15 protein-coding genes are annotated in these 13,056 nt (G+C 48.4%); 7 read left to right on the forward strand and 8 right to left on the reverse strand.

Features of this window, described 5'->3' with window-relative positions; genetic code table 11:
* Positions 1 to 53 precede the first annotated feature (53 nt).
* From H8K36_RS11365 to H8K36_RS11375, 3 genes are all read left to right on the forward strand, one after another.
* A complete protein-coding gene (locus H8K36_RS11365) occupies positions 54 to 422 on the forward strand; it encodes a VOC family protein (RefSeq protein ID WP_186916366.1) in 369 nt (122 codons plus the stop codon).
* A gap of 4 nt (positions 423 to 426) precedes the next feature.
* A complete protein-coding gene (locus tag H8K36_RS11370; protein ID WP_186916365.1) occupies positions 427 to 918 on the forward strand; it encodes an EVE domain-containing protein in 492 nt (163 codons plus the stop codon).
* Between the two features lie 90 nt (positions 919 to 1,008).
* A complete protein-coding gene (locus H8K36_RS11375; RefSeq protein ID WP_186916364.1) occupies positions 1,009 to 3,333 on the forward strand; it encodes a M28 family peptidase in 2,325 nt (774 codons plus the stop codon).
* A 2-nt stretch (positions 3,334 to 3,335) separates the two neighbouring features.
* Here the strand turns inward: H8K36_RS11375 and H8K36_RS11380 are convergent, their stop codons facing one another.
* Positions 3,336 to 3,818: a low molecular weight protein-tyrosine-phosphatase gene (locus H8K36_RS11380; protein ID WP_186916363.1), complete on the reverse strand. Its 483-nt coding sequence runs from the start codon at positions 3,816 to 3,818 to the stop codon at positions 3,336 to 3,338.
* A 196-nt stretch (positions 3,819 to 4,014) separates the two neighbouring features.
* Here H8K36_RS11380 and H8K36_RS11385 point away from each other — a divergent pair, with 196 nt between their 5' ends.
* Positions 4,015 to 5,508, forward strand: coding sequence for a tetratricopeptide repeat protein (locus tag H8K36_RS11385; protein WP_186916362.1), 1,494 nt, complete (start codon positions 4,015 to 4,017; stop codon positions 5,506 to 5,508).
* A 36-nt stretch (positions 5,509 to 5,544) separates the two neighbouring features.
* Here H8K36_RS11385 and H8K36_RS11390 read toward each other — a convergent pair whose 3' ends face one another.
* On the reverse strand, positions 5,545 to 5,766 hold the full coding sequence (locus H8K36_RS11390) for a DUF2798 domain-containing protein (protein WP_186916361.1): 222 nt from the start codon (positions 5,764 to 5,766) through the stop codon (positions 5,545 to 5,547).
* Between the two features lie 156 nt (positions 5,767 to 5,922).
* On the opposite strand from H8K36_RS11390, the gene H8K36_RS11395 reads away from it, so the two are divergent.
* A complete protein-coding gene (locus tag H8K36_RS11395) occupies positions 5,923 to 6,774 on the forward strand; it encodes an alpha/beta fold hydrolase (RefSeq protein ID WP_186916360.1) in 852 nt (283 codons plus the stop codon).
* 10 nt (positions 6,775 to 6,784) lie between these two features.
* On the opposite strand, the gene H8K36_RS11400 is transcribed toward H8K36_RS11395, so the two are convergent.
* Complete coding sequence (locus tag H8K36_RS11400; protein ID WP_186916359.1) at positions 6,785 to 7,177, reverse strand: MAPEG family protein; 393 nt, start codon at positions 7,175 to 7,177, stop codon at positions 6,785 to 6,787.
* 199 nt (positions 7,178 to 7,376) lie between these two features.
* Here H8K36_RS11400 and H8K36_RS11405 point away from each other — a divergent pair, with 199 nt between their 5' ends.
* On the forward strand, positions 7,377 to 7,916 hold the full coding sequence (locus H8K36_RS11405) for a hypothetical protein (protein ID WP_186916358.1): 540 nt from the start codon (positions 7,377 to 7,379) through the stop codon (positions 7,914 to 7,916).
* 148 nt (positions 7,917 to 8,064) lie between these two features.
* On the opposite strand, the gene gstA is transcribed toward H8K36_RS11405, so the two are convergent.
* On the reverse strand, positions 8,065 to 8,673 hold the full coding sequence (gstA, locus tag H8K36_RS11410; protein WP_186916357.1) for a glutathione transferase GstA: 609 nt from the start codon (positions 8,671 to 8,673) through the stop codon (positions 8,065 to 8,067).
* 187 nt (positions 8,674 to 8,860) lie between these two features.
* A complete protein-coding gene (locus tag H8K36_RS11415; protein WP_186916356.1) occupies positions 8,861 to 9,169 on the reverse strand; it encodes a hypothetical protein in 309 nt (102 codons plus the stop codon).
* Positions 9,170 to 9,429: 260 nt separating this feature from the next.
* On the opposite strand from H8K36_RS11415, the gene H8K36_RS11420 reads away from it, so the two are divergent.
* The gene (locus H8K36_RS11420; RefSeq protein ID WP_186916355.1) at positions 9,430 to 9,912 is read left to right on the forward strand and encodes a winged helix-turn-helix transcriptional regulator; all 483 of its coding nucleotides are present in this window, start codon (positions 9,430 to 9,432) and stop codon (positions 9,910 to 9,912) included.
* Here H8K36_RS11420 and H8K36_RS11425 read toward each other — a convergent pair.
* The 3 genes from H8K36_RS11425 to H8K36_RS11435 all read right to left on the reverse strand — a co-directional run bounded on the left by H8K36_RS11425 (position 9,904) and on the right by H8K36_RS11435 (position 12,895).
* Complete coding sequence (locus H8K36_RS11425) at positions 9,904 to 10,584, reverse strand: DNA alkylation repair protein (protein WP_186916354.1); 681 nt, start codon at positions 10,582 to 10,584, stop codon at positions 9,904 to 9,906. The genes H8K36_RS11420 and H8K36_RS11425 overlap by 9 nt on opposite strands.
* A gap of 41 nt (positions 10,585 to 10,625) precedes the next feature.
* Positions 10,626 to 11,450, reverse strand: coding sequence for a glycine-rich domain-containing protein (locus H8K36_RS11430; protein WP_186916353.1), 825 nt, complete (start codon positions 11,448 to 11,450; stop codon positions 10,626 to 10,628).
* Positions 11,451 to 11,593: 143 nt separating this feature from the next.
* A complete protein-coding gene (locus H8K36_RS11435; protein WP_222611201.1) occupies positions 11,594 to 12,895 on the reverse strand; it encodes an NRAMP family divalent metal transporter in 1,302 nt (433 codons plus the stop codon).
* Positions 12,896 to 13,056 lie beyond the last annotated feature (161 nt).

A 13,056-nucleotide genomic window follows, 5' to 3' on the forward strand; every position in this document is an offset into this window, starting at 1 on the left:
CTTCCTCACTGGCACAGAAGGGTCTGTGCAGATTTTCTGAAGAGGACTAGATCATGCGTCATCCCAATTTCATTCTGCTATACGTCGACCAACCAATTCAAAGCGCTCAGTTTTACCAAGATCTGCTCGCTAGCGCGCCGATCGAAGCTTCACCGGGCTTTGCTATGTTTTCCCTCGATTCAGGCGTGATGCTAGGCTTATGGGCGCGCGAACATGTATTACCCAGCGCCACTGGCCACGCTGGCGCGACTGAAATCGCGATTAGCCTAACAAGCAAGTCTGAGGTGGATGTCCTGTACCAAGACTACTTAGCCAAATCGATTGAGATCGCACAGACACCAACTGACTTAGATTTCGGCTACACCTTCGTCGCACTTGATCCAGATGGCCATCGTATTCGTGTATTTGCTCCGCACGTATAAGCCTATGACCAAGTATTGGATTGCCGTGGCCTCCGCCGAACACGTGCGTTTCGGTCAAGCACAAGGATTTATGCAAGTGTGCCATGGCAAGAGTGGGCCACTGCGACGCCTACAAGCGGGGGACGTCGTCGTCTATTATTCGCCAGTAGAAGTGTTTGGCAGCAAGCTAGCCTGCCAAGCTTTCACGGCGATTGGTGTTGTCTTGCCACGACCGCCTTACCAAGTAACGATGTTGATAGAAGATACCATACCGTTTCACCCCTTCCGGCGCGATGTACAATGGTTTGCATCACACACTTACCCCATCAAGCCGCTCCTAAATCAACTCGAATTCTCCAAGGGTAGATCCAACTGGGCCTATCCTCTGCGCTTTGGCTTAGTCGAAATCAGTGAGGCCGATATGCGTCTCATTGCACAAGCGATGCAGGTGAATGAACTAGACGTTGGAAGTCGCAGCATTGTGTCGAGGCCGCAGGCTAGCTTTGCTTTCGACTAGTCCGGCAAAACAACAGCCCACGGCTTGCTTGTTTTCAGAGGCGCTTATTTGGTTCAGAATGCATGGCATCCCACCATTGATGGAGTTGGCATGTCTTTTTTCTTTTTGTCTGATGAAAAATCTTGGAAGCAACGATTACAGCTGATCATCGCCATTATTTTGGTTATCACTTGTGCTTGGTTGGCGATACGCTGGAATCAACCCGTTGAGAAAACAATTGCTGGCTACGACTACGCCCAAGCGCGGCAACATCTACAGGAAATGACCAAAGAGCGGCACCCTGTCGGCAGCGTGGCTCACAGCCGCGTCAGAGATTATCTCGTTTCACAGATTCGTCAGTTGGGTTACGAGGCTCAACTACATCAGGGTTTTGCCTTTAATCCAGACAGTAAGTCAGCAGCCCAAGTCGATAATATTTTGGTGAGGGTGTCAGCAACAGAAAGCAAGGCCGGTGGCAAGGCGGTGCTGATTGCGGGCCATTATGACGCAGTACCCAATAGCTACGGCGCGGGCGACGATGGTGTATCGATGGCCAATATGCTGCAAACCTTAGCCAGCGTGAAAACCATGGGCAAACGCAGCAACGATTTGATTTTTCTATTTGGGGATGCGGAAGAAGTAGGCTTACTCGGCGCTATTGCTTTCGCTGAGCAACATCCTTGGATGAAAGATGTGGGCATGGTGCTCAATTTCGACAATCGTGGTAACTCCGGCCCGATCTTAATGTTTGAGACCAGTGCCAAGAACGGTAGGCTAATACAAGAATTTGCGCAGGCAACACCCTATGCCATTAGCAATTCCGTCATGTATGAAGTATACAAAGCCTTACCGAATGACACGGACTTCAGTGTGTTTCGCAAGAAGGATTTGCCTGGCTTAAATTTTGCCATGATAGAGAATTTCTCTAGCTACCACACACGACATGACAAGGGTGAAAACCTCAACCCAGCATCACAGCAGCAACAAGCAAGTTTGATGCTGAACTTGGTATCGCATTTCGCGAATCAAGATCTGAGTCAATTGAGCTTACAACGAGGCGCGAGCAATCATATTTACTTTAACTTACCGCTGATAGGTCTAGTCCACTATTCAAGTATGTTAGCCATACCGATCGCCGTTGCGCTGATCGTGATGGCTATTCTGTTATTTATTCGCATTCGACGTCAACGCCAACAAGATCTTGCATCAAAACCTATTAGCGTCCTCAAGAGTCTATTGGGCTCATTAATATTTGTGGTCGAGCTAGCGCTATTTGCTTTCTTGGCGCAACGTGTGTGGGTGTTTATCTGCCGCATCTATCCTGAATACGCCAGTATGCGTGACCCCGATATTGGTCACTATTATTTATTGGCATTAGTACTGCTCTTTATTACAGTTTTCGCTTACCTACAAAAATTGCTACGTCGTTGGTTTGAAGAAGCGGAACTCAGTTTTGGTGCGGTCTGGGTGTGGTTGCTATTACTCGGATTTAGCAGTATTCAGTTCGCGGGTGCGAGCTTTATATTTGCGCTTCCTTTGCTCTTTATATTAGGTTCTTGGACCTATCTCAGTTACAAATCATCATCACAGGACAGTCAAGGTAGCCAGCCCCCGCTGTGGACACTACTTGCAGGTGTTTTACCGAGCGTCATCTTATTCGCACCTTTTGTGCTGTTGATTGCAATCGCTTTAGGTTTTTACTCCATTGGTGTACCAATTTTATTGATGAGCTTGCTACTCGGTTTATGTATCCCCTTGTTGCTACAAATTGCTTCCACGTTCCGCCGGTGGATACCGCTGGCCTTTGTCAAAGTGTTTGTAGTGATGGGCGCTTTAGCAACAGCGCATTTTCACAATACATTTCCACAGCCTGCTCAACTCATGTATGTCGCCGGTGTAAAACCAGGCCAAAACTGGTGGGCTTCACCAAATGAGATCCTCAATCGCGATGCATTACGTATCTTCACCAATAAAGCAGAACAGAAAAGTGCGGATAGCATCATCGGTCCCTTATCTCGTTTTGGCAAACGCATGCTGTGGTTAGAGAGTGCGGACGATCTGAACTTGCCACGTCCGATTATTCAAGTTCAGCAACTGGAAACGACCGGTGATCGTTTAAGACTCAAGGTTCTGCTACAAAGCCCCTTGCATGCGCCAAATACGCAAGTTGCGATTGAAGGTGCCAAAGTCTTCAGTGCCAAGATCAATGGTGCGAACTATCAAAGCACCGATTCTGAACATTGGAGTATCTGGATTCATGGAAGAAACAAAGCGGAAGCGTCATTAGGTAATGTAATTGAATTGGAAATTGAAGCGGGCAAGCGACATAGCTTACGCGTGAGTGATACGGTCTACCAACTTCCACCTAATATCGCCACACCACGCCTGCCCGATGATTTTATGGCCATCTCAATGGCCACCCTCGATATCAATTGAGCTTAGTTTTTTGGGAGGATGTCGGCTAACAAACCATCAGCGGCATCTTCCAAATAATCCAACACCACATCAAATCCGCGTCCACCACCGTAGTACGGATCTGGGACGACGTCCGATGGGCTATGCGTGGCATACGACATCATCAATTTCAGTTTATGTTGATACTCAGCGGGACATTGATTCTGCAATAGTCGGAGATTGTCTTTGTCCATTGCCAACACCAAGTCAAACTTTGAAAAATCACTATCCTGCACTTGGCGCGCACGTTGTGATGAGAGGTCAATACCACGTTTGCGCGCGTATTCTTGCGAGCGCAAATCGGGCGGTTCACCCACATGGTAGGCATGGGTGCCTGCAGAATCGATAAGGAACTTATCAGCGATGCCTGCCTGCTCAACTTTATGTCTAAACACGCCTTCCGCTGTCGGTGAGCGGCAGATATTGCCCATGCAAACAAAGAGAATTTTGTGTGAAGAAGTCGTCATATTTACTCTCTATTTAAGTTCATTGCGCCTATTTTAGTGGCAAAAGCTCCTCATTTGTGGGCTTCCTCACCTGCTTAAGTAACTGAAATTATAGATGGCCGCACCCTGAACAATGGGCGCTAGGTCTTAGACTATGTTTAAATGTGGTCTTCTTGTTTTATTTACGCTTGGCCTGAAGCCTTTGTTCAGTTCTTCTATGTCTGCCGCCATTTCTGATTTACTCCAACGAGCCGTAGCACTGCATCAACAAGGACAGCTAGCTGCTGCGGAATCCTTGTATGCGCAAGTCTTGCAAATAGATGCTCGTCAATTTGATGCCTTGCATTTGATTGGCGTGATCGCGCAACAACGTGGCGACCTGCAATCGGCAATGAATTTCTTCGGCAAAGCTCTCTTGGTCGATGCAAAGCAATCAAAGTTGCATTGCAATTTAGGAGCATGCTTACACCAAATGCAGCGTCATCAAGAAGCTCTATCGTGTTATGACTTAGCACTGCAACTACAGGCTGACTATGTTTTAGCTTGGATCAACCGTGGCAATGTCTTACGCAGCCTAGAACGATTTGAAGAAGCCATACGCAGCTATGAAAAAGCAATGGAATTGCAAATCGACGAAGCAGAAGCTTACTATCAGCGTGGTTTGACGCTGCAAACGATGGGGCTGCATGAAGACGCTTTGCTCGATTTTGAAGATGGCTTGCGCTGGCGAGTGCAAGAAGCACGTTGGTACTTTGCGCGCGGCTATAGTTTCCAGCAGTTGGGCCAAACGGCAAATGCACGTCAAGCTTATTTGAGCTGCTTGCGACTCGATCCTCTTCAAGCACAAGCTCACTGTAACTTGGCCATCATTGAAAAGCATGCGGGCGACTTCGAGCAAGCGCTAAGGCATTGTGATGACGCTCTCGCAATCCAGGACAAGTTCGCCAACGCCCATTTGCAGCGTGGTCACATCTTGAAGTTAATGCATAAGCAAGCTGAAGCAGGAGCTGCTTTTCGCCGTGCTGCTGAATGCGGTATCGATGGCGCGCAAATTGAATTTCTATTAGCGGGCCTAGGTGAACACGCGGCACCTGAATCGGCGCCGACAAGTTATGTGCGAGATTTGTTCGACCAATATGCGACGCATTTTGACCAACATTTACAGCAACAATTGCATTATCAAATTCCACAGCTCCTACAACAGGCATTATCTCGACATTCGCCACAGCAGGTGGAGAGGAGCTTGGATTTGGGTTGTGGTACGGGCCTATGCGCACAGTTCTTAAGGCCACTCAGCAAGCGCCTCACTGGCGTCGATATCTCAGCCGCGATGCTTGAACGGGCTTCGCAACTGGCGCTGTATGACCACCTTGTTTGCGATGAGATTCAGCACTTCCTGAGACAAGATGACACCTCTTACGATTTGATTTTGATGGCGGATGTCTTAGTTTATTTCGGCAATTTGCTCAGCTTGTTCGATGCCTGCTCACAGCATCTCAAACCAGGTGCGCTGTTGGCATTTTCGGTGGAACAGAGCGATGCCCAAGAATATTACTTGCAAAACTCTCAGCGTTACGCACATTCACTGGCTTATCTTAATCGCATCGCCGCAACCCAAGGCTGGGATGTACGAGAGATGCGTCTCGCAGATAGTCGACGAGAAGGTGATCAGATGTTGCAGAGCTTAATTTGCGTTTGGCAGAAAAAGTAAAGGCAAATGCTGATTCAACGAGAATAGCCGAAGAATTTACTGAATGATTTTCGCTACCAGCTTGCGCGCCAGCGGTGCGAAGATCACTACTAAAGGGAAGGCACAAATCCATGCGGCGAGAAACGCCTTGGACCAACGTCCGAAGTAACCGGCATCAATTCCAGTATTCAATGCTGTCAAGATACCAGACATACAAAATGCCATAAACATGGACATCAGGGCGGCGAATAGTAATTGCTGTTTTTTCTCTTTAGTCATGCTCAAATCCAATCTATATCGGCCCATAGTTTAACACGCACAGCAAATGCCAGTTTCGTCCCAAACACTATTGCAAAAATGTCTTCACTCGTTACAATGGCGCTTTCCGCTTCAACTTGTTTTAGCTGTCGCAATAAAGCGCAAAGGATCGTGTACATGAAACGAACCCAGACTCATTTCTCAATGACGACTTCAGCAAAGTTACTCGGGCTGGGTGTCGCACTGAGTTTGTCGCTTAGTTCTTGCGCCAGCCATGTCGTCTACACCACGGGGCACACGGGCATCAATAATGTTCCTTTGGCCTATTCAAAAATGGGGAGTGGCGGCCCAACCGTGGTGTTCCAATCAGGGCTTGGAGATGGCAAAGATAGTTGGTCACCAATAGCGTCAAGTCTCGCGCGTGGTAGCCAAGTGTTTGCCTATGATCGTCCAGGCTATGGCGATAGTAAAGAAAGTAGCGCAGCACGCGATCCATGCACCATCGCGACAGAACTCCGCAGCGCCTTACATCAGGCTGGCGTACGCCCACCTTTCTTGTTGGTAGGTCATTCGATTGGTGGCATCTATCAATATGCCTTCGCCCGTATGTATGCTGAAGATGTTCTTGGCGTAGTACTAATCGACCCTACGCATCCACGCCATTGGGAAACTATACAAGCGCAGTCACCGACACTGACGGCAACGATGAAGACAGTGCGCTTGGTTGGATTTTCAGCCACTGAACGCCGCGAGTTTGATGAGCAAACTACTTGCTTGGATCGTTTTGATTTTAAACAGCCACTCACGATGCCTGTGAAGGTCATGCTACGGACCGAATTTCAGAAGATAGAGAGTGGTGCTTTTGAGAAGATAGTGAAAGACTTGCAGCCCGATTGGAAAACCATTACCGGCACGCCTGAACTCATCTACGTTCAAGGTGCCGGTCATTACATCCATCGAGATCAAACACAGCAAGTGATTAAAACGATTGCAGATTTTCGTTCCGAAGTTTCACATCAAGCGAAATAGATTTTCAGCCTCAGCCGATACAAAACAGGGCAATACTGACAGCTACGCCAGCGAACCAGATTAAAGACCTCAAGGTCGCCTTGTCGGCCAAATAGGCGCCAACGTAGAGACAGCGGATACCAATAAAGCTCATCGCTAACAGATCAATCGTGCTTTGATTCGCATGATTCATTTGCGCGATCAACACTCCCGCGATAAACAAAGGCAAGGCTTCGAAACCATTCTTTTGGGCAGCGATCGCACGTTGCTGCCAGCCTGTGAGTTTCTGTTCCCAATCGCGCGGATGATGATTGTCGTAGCCACCATTACGACGTGAAACACGTCCTAAACTGCCTTTGGCAAAACCTACGGTAACCACGGGTAAAAAGCAAGCTGCCATCACACACCAATTTGCAATGCTCATTTTCTTCTCCTTTTCAATTTTTGTTCTGACAGCGGCAAAGCCAGCTGCAACGCACTCACTCTACATTAGGCTGACAAATTTTTCAGACTATTTCTAGAGAATCCCATCTAGCTCCTGACGTCAACAGTTTGTGGTTCGACCCCGTTCTTGGCATACGTAGATCAACTACGCAACTTAATAAACAAAGGATGAACCCATCATGAACAAGTTAATCGCTACTCTTATCGCTTCTACTTTCGCCATGGGTGCAGCTTTCGCACAATCCCCAGCGACGACAGCAACGACAACAACACCAGCAGCGGCGCCTGTAACAACAACGACTAGCCCAGCGCCAGCAGCAACGAGCGCAGCACCGAATAAGGCTGCGCCAGCAGCGGTTTTAACAGCGGCAACAGCACCTGTCGCCCCAGCAGCGACACCTGCGCCGGTAAAGGCCGAAGCAGCCGTTGTGGCAGCAAAGCATGAAGCTAAAGCAGCTACAGCAACACAACCTGTACTGACATCGGAAACGAAAACTGTGATGAAAACGCCAGAGCCTGCGACAGTTGTAAAGAAAGAAGTGACCAAAAAAGCGGCCACTAAACACGCTGAGCACGCAAAACATACTGGCAAGAAAAACGCTGACGTGAAGGTATCGAAAGTCGACGCAAAACCATCGACTACTTCAACATCAGCAACGACTTCAACTACTGCTGTCGCTGCAACAACTACGCCAGCAAAAATGGCGACAGCGAAGTAATTGTCACGAACGAAGGTTCATGCAGACGGTTTAGGTTCCTTGGCGGCGCCTAAACTATCGGCAGCGCCGGTCTCTCGACCGGCGTTTTTCGTTAACTTGTTACAGTTTCCATTATGCTTCCCTATGGCGCACGCAATGAGCGCCACACTTACTTGATCAAACCCTCGGCTTTCATCGCCGCGACCGTTGCAGGACGTGCGGCAACACGCGCGCGCAATGCGTTCAGGTTTGCCAAGCCGGTAATATCAACACCGACCAATGGCGCCCAGTTGGTAACATTGAATAAATAGGTATCTGCAATCGTATATTGCGCTCCCATCAAATACTCTTTACCCGCAAGCTCGCGATCGGTAAAGCTCAGTCGTTCCAAGACCTTTTGTTTTGCCATTTCTTTGTACTCTGCGGGTGCAGCGGGATTAAACAGAGGTGAGAAATTTTTATGAATTTCGGTACTTATAAAATTCAACCATTCTTGCGTTTTGTAGCGCTCAAAGTTTCCGGCTGCAGGTAAAAGATTTTTTTCAGGAGCCAAATCGGCGAGATATTGCGAGATCACTGGACCTTCGCGCAGCTGGCGACCATCATCTAACACTAACAGCGGGACATAACCAAGCGGATTGACCAGGTAATAATCGCTACCGTCGGGTAGTTTATGCGTTTTGGTCGGTGCCAAGATTGCCTCATAGCTCGCACCAATTTCTTCCAAAATGATGTGCGTGGTTAAGGAACATGCGCCGGTTGAGAAATACAGTTTCATTACAGTGTGCTCCGTAAAATAGAGAGAAAGGGATTGAACAAGGCTTCAAGTTCATCGGCGATCGAGAAAAAGCGGATGATGCATCGACTCGGGAAGCGATGTCTTCAATTTATTACGCCGTCTATACTACTGCAAAGCTCGACAATTCGTCGCCAGTGCACTTGTTTTACCGAAGGTTAGCAAGGAACTATTTGGCTGAATGTTGTGGCAATTTATCGAGCTCTTTTTTGGCCTTACCCTGTTTTTCGACCTCAGCCTTTTTCACATTGGCTGCAACTTGTTGTTCGTCTTTTTGAGTCTTTTGTGCAAGCTCATCGGCATTCATCGCACGTGGAGAGACCAATTCATAAAAGTCAGCCAGTGGGCCATTTTTGAGTTGTACTTGTTCGATACGCGCAGGAGCAGTTACGTTCTGCGTACTCGTTGTTTGTTGCGCGATAGCGGGAAGGTTTAAACTAAATAAGACGATGATGGCTACGTTTGTAATGCTTTTCATGGGAATTCTCCTCAATTTGTTAAAAATGCTTAAGTGCACACTAGAATGATTTTCTTCTCAGCGGCCTTAGCCTAAAGGGCGATTCCTTTGCAAAATAATATCGAAAAGAACATCGCCTAACGCTTAGTCACTTTTAAAACGCAAGTAACTAAGTGCATCATATAACATAGACTTTCATTTTGCAAGTGTGTAGAATCAGGTGCATCCGCATTAAGCCCCAAATCGAAAATACACTCCCTCAGCGCCCGAAAGAAACGATCATGAGCAAGAAAGCCGAAGTGGCGACCACCAGCATTGCCTGTCCCTTAGCGCGCACCGCACGGTTAGTCGGTGACGAATGGATTTTGCTGATCCTGCGTGAACTGTTCAAGCGACCACATAAATTTGATGAGCTACAAAAAGCGTCGGGTGCAGCTACGAATATTTTGACCAATCGCCTGCAGCGTATGATGGAAGCGGGGATGATCAAGAAAACACCGTATCAAGAACGCCCTCTACGTTACGAATATAAGCTGGCGAGAGCTGGATATGCGATGTTGCCAATGCTGTTGGAAATGATGCGTTATAGCGAAGACTACTTTCCAAGCGCCGAGGAAGCGCCAAATCAATTGCGCCATGTCGATTGCGGCCAGCTCACGAAAGCAGGCCAACGTTGTTCGCATTGCGGTGGAGAGTTGTCGATTCATAACCTGCGTATGGAACCGACGAAACCGTCCCAGGCCGAGGCAGCCGCATCAAGTTAAGTGCTTGAGCGCTTCTCGAACGCTCAATTTAGCAAATTCTTTTTCGTATTCCGTGAAGAATTCTCGTACGAAGGTCGGATTCCAACGACCATAATCACGGAAAGCCCAACCGATTGCTTTGCGAATAAAGAAATCGTCTTCTTTTGCTAGCGATTTGGCATAGGTCGCCAATCGTCGTGCATCAGTATCGAGGCGCCAGCCCAGTTGGTGGGTCATCACCATTCTTCGCACCCACATTACGTCGTGTTGCAATGCTTGATCCATCAAGTCGTGCGCAGCTTGGCCTCGTTTTTTAGCGGGCAGCAAAATGTCGCCGATCACCGCATTCAAACCATCCACACTATCCCACCAACTGCGCTGTTGGGCTAAGTGGAGTAATTGCGGAACATGCTCTACCTGCAGCACCTTCCTATGACGCGCCAACGTATCAATCGCGACATAGTGATACTCGCGATAGCGCAAACCCCACAGGGCTTCTGCTAATTGTAAGACCTGCTCGGCCGTGAACATCGGCTGCCCTAGGCTCTTGATCAAGGCACGGCGTTCCGGTGTCTTGATGCCAAGGAAGGAAAACTGATGCAGCATATAAGCTTCCATGCCCGCCATATTTTCAGGGCGTGCATGAGCAATCAAACTTTGTTGAATCTGTTCGAAATAGTCAGGGGCTTGCATGTGTTGGTAGGAAGATTTTGAGTATGAGTTTCTAGTGTAACTTAGGAACCACAACCGCCGCCACCGCAGCCTCCTCCACAAGAGCTTCCGCAGCTACCGCCGTCCGCACATCCGCTGTCACTGGCATCACAACTTGATGAGCTTCCGCACGAAGAACCAGAACTGTAGGAGGATGAAGTCTCCCGTCTTATCTTTTCAGTACGGTAGGCGTCGAATGCGCTTTGACTGATCAAGCCCACCGACAAGAGGTAGAAGGGATCTAAGCTAACTGGGAAACTCAAGTTGCCGATGGCGCGCCCTTTGCCATCCATGTCTTGGTAGCCCACGCCATTGTCTTTCACTCGATAAGCATAGCCCTCTGGCATCTTGAGTCGACGATCTAAGCTAAACAGGAGTGGAAGGTATGCGCCGGCGGGGTCATGTCCTGTGCGGATGCGTGCTGATACTAAGGTATTAGCTAGGGCATCCGACATTGCTACCGGCATACGCTCTGCCTCGAGGTGAGGAATTTCGCGACCGAAGTACCGTTGGCAGAAGCTCTCAATTTGCAAACCCTGCTGGGCTGCATTCGGCAGACTCAGCCACGCATGCCATATCGAATCCGCGGCCTTGGATGGTAGACCACAGGGTCGATCGCTGTGGCTGACAAAATCGAAAAACATCATCAAGCCCTCGGCTGCACGGACAAAAAAAATGGCATCCCTTGGGATGCCATGAAATTCTTGTGGTGCACATTGTTGCCAATGTTCGAAGAGCCCCGGTGGAAGGTCTTCCAGTTGCATCTGAAAGCGTGAACGCTGCAGGTGGTGCTGATAACGATAATTGATCCAAATTTGTTTTACTTTGCTACTGATGTGTTTCAACATTTACTTTCTCCTTTATTGTTGTTTTTAGTTTTTTCATTTCTCTTTTTTTGCTCCTAAAGCATAAATCGAAAATATGACAAATTCATGACAACACAGCGATGGCGATAAAGTTCGAAAAAATTGTCAGCACAATGCAACATGCGTCAGATCGCTAAGGCAGCGACACAAGCAAGAATCAGAAGAATACTGAGGATGACGGCCACACGATTCTTAAACCCGATGACAGCGTCGCCCATCAAGTTCGTATTACTGGCCAACAAATACAAAGCAATCGCATGCAAAGGAAGTAACACTGCATTCACCACTTGGCTAGAATAAATCAAGGGTATTAGAGGCAAGCCGGGAATCGACACCACACTCGCGGCAGCCACCGTTAACACCACGAAAGCTGCATAAAAAAACTGGAAGTGCTTGGAATCCAAATCAAGCGATGCGGGAGCACCAATGCCCTCGGCAATCGAATAGGCTGTCGCCAACGGGACGATCGCTGCAGCCAATAATGAGGCCCCAAGCAAACCAACGCCAAATAGAATCGTCGCAAAAGAGCCGGCCAATGGCTTTAAGGCTGCTGCTGCGTCGCTGGCGTCCACTATATGAATACCCGATTTATTCAGCGTCGCGGCACAAGCAACTGCTATCGCGAGGCCAATGACACCGGTCAAGATAGAGCCAATCACAACGTCAACTCTCTCCCACTTCAAACTGGCCACGGTAATTTTTTTATCCACCGCATACGATTGAATAAAGGCGAGCCCCCACGGAGCTAAGGTAGTTCCTAAGGTAGCAGCGATCGCCACCCAACCGGCATGGTCACTTGGGAAATGGGGAATCAAAGATTGGTGTACAACGGCGGACCAATCGGGCCCCGCTAAAATACCATCAACGATGTACAAAGCGAGGCTGGCAGAGATCAACAATAAAATACGTTCAACACGATGGAAGGAGCCAAAGATAACGACAGCACAAATCAAAAAGCCAGCGATAGGTGCGCTAAGCCACGCGGGCACTTGGATCAAACCCAATGCTGCCGAAATACCTGCATACTCCGCACAGATCGTACCGAAGTTTGCAAACAATAAACCGACCACAGCAGCATAGCCCCAGAACCTACCCCAGTGTTGGCGAATCACTGCGACAAAACCTTTCCCCGTTGCCGCACCAATACGCACCGCGAGCATATGAAATTGCACGAGCAAAATCGTCGAAAATGGAATAATCCACAGTAAGCGATAACCAAAATCGGTGCCAAGCACCGAGTAGGTGGTGATACCTGCCGGATCATCATCAGATAAACCTGCTAACAGGCCGGGGCCGAGTACCGCCAAGAATGCCGCAATTGCGCCTGCACCTTTATGTCGAAATTGCGCGAAACGCGTTGCCACACCTCGTTTGTGGTGAGCGGTGGCATGAGGATGTTGCGGGTGGATACGGGGAAGCTTGCGCACGAATGGATCCTGTTCACTCAATGAATTTCTGTCATCGACATGTTCAATTCAGGTCGCAGATAAGAAAAAAGCCAGTGTAGATCAGAAGATCCAACACTGGCTGATTTTAATCAGGTACACAAAATACGATTTGCGCACCGTCAAATTCGACTCAATCGAGC

The organism is Affinundibacterium nitidum, from assembly GCF_014284155.1.
Taxonomy (GTDB): domain Bacteria; phylum Pseudomonadota; class Gammaproteobacteria; order Burkholderiales; family Burkholderiaceae_D; genus Undibacterium; species Undibacterium nitidum.

Bases quoted from the DNA above. Each gene is read 5' to 3' on its own strand.
- H8K36_RS11365 (WP_186916366.1), top strand. From the start codon at position 54: ATGCGTCATCCCAATTTCATTCTGCTATACGTCGACCAACCAATTCAA.
- H8K36_RS11370 (WP_186916365.1), top strand. From the start codon at position 427: ATGACCAAGTATTGGATTGCCGTGGCCTCCGCCGAACACGTGCGTTTC.
- H8K36_RS11375 (WP_186916364.1), top strand. From the start codon at position 1,009: ATGTCTTTTTTCTTTTTGTCTGATGAAAAATCTTGGAAGCAACGATTA.
- H8K36_RS11380 (WP_186916363.1), bottom strand. From the start codon at position 3,818: ATGACGACTTCTTCACACAAAATTCTCTTTGTTTGCATGGGCAATATC.
- H8K36_RS11385 (WP_186916362.1), top strand. From the start codon at position 4,015: ATGTCTGCCGCCATTTCTGATTTACTCCAACGAGCCGTAGCACTGCAT.
- H8K36_RS11390 (WP_186916361.1), bottom strand. From the start codon at position 5,766: ATGACTAAAGAGAAAAAACAGCAATTACTATTCGCCGCCCTGATGTCC.
- H8K36_RS11395 (WP_186916360.1), top strand. From the start codon at position 5,923: ATGAAACGAACCCAGACTCATTTCTCAATGACGACTTCAGCAAAGTTA.
- H8K36_RS11400 (WP_186916359.1), bottom strand. From the start codon at position 7,177: ATGAGCATTGCAAATTGGTGTGTGATGGCAGCTTGCTTTTTACCCGTG.
- H8K36_RS11405 (WP_186916358.1), top strand. From the start codon at position 7,377: ATGAACAAGTTAATCGCTACTCTTATCGCTTCTACTTTCGCCATGGGT.
- gstA (WP_186916357.1), bottom strand. From the start codon at position 8,673: ATGAAACTGTATTTCTCAACCGGCGCATGTTCCTTAACCACGCACATC.
- H8K36_RS11415 (WP_186916356.1), bottom strand. From the start codon at position 9,169: ATGAAAAGCATTACAAACGTAGCCATCATCGTCTTATTTAGTTTAAAC.
- H8K36_RS11420 (WP_186916355.1), top strand. From the start codon at position 9,430: ATGAGCAAGAAAGCCGAAGTGGCGACCACCAGCATTGCCTGTCCCTTA.
- H8K36_RS11425 (WP_186916354.1), bottom strand. From the start codon at position 10,584: ATGCAAGCCCCTGACTATTTCGAACAGATTCAACAAAGTTTGATTGCT.
- H8K36_RS11430 (WP_186916353.1), bottom strand. From the start codon at position 11,450: ATGTTGAAACACATCAGTAGCAAAGTAAAACAAATTTGGATCAATTAT.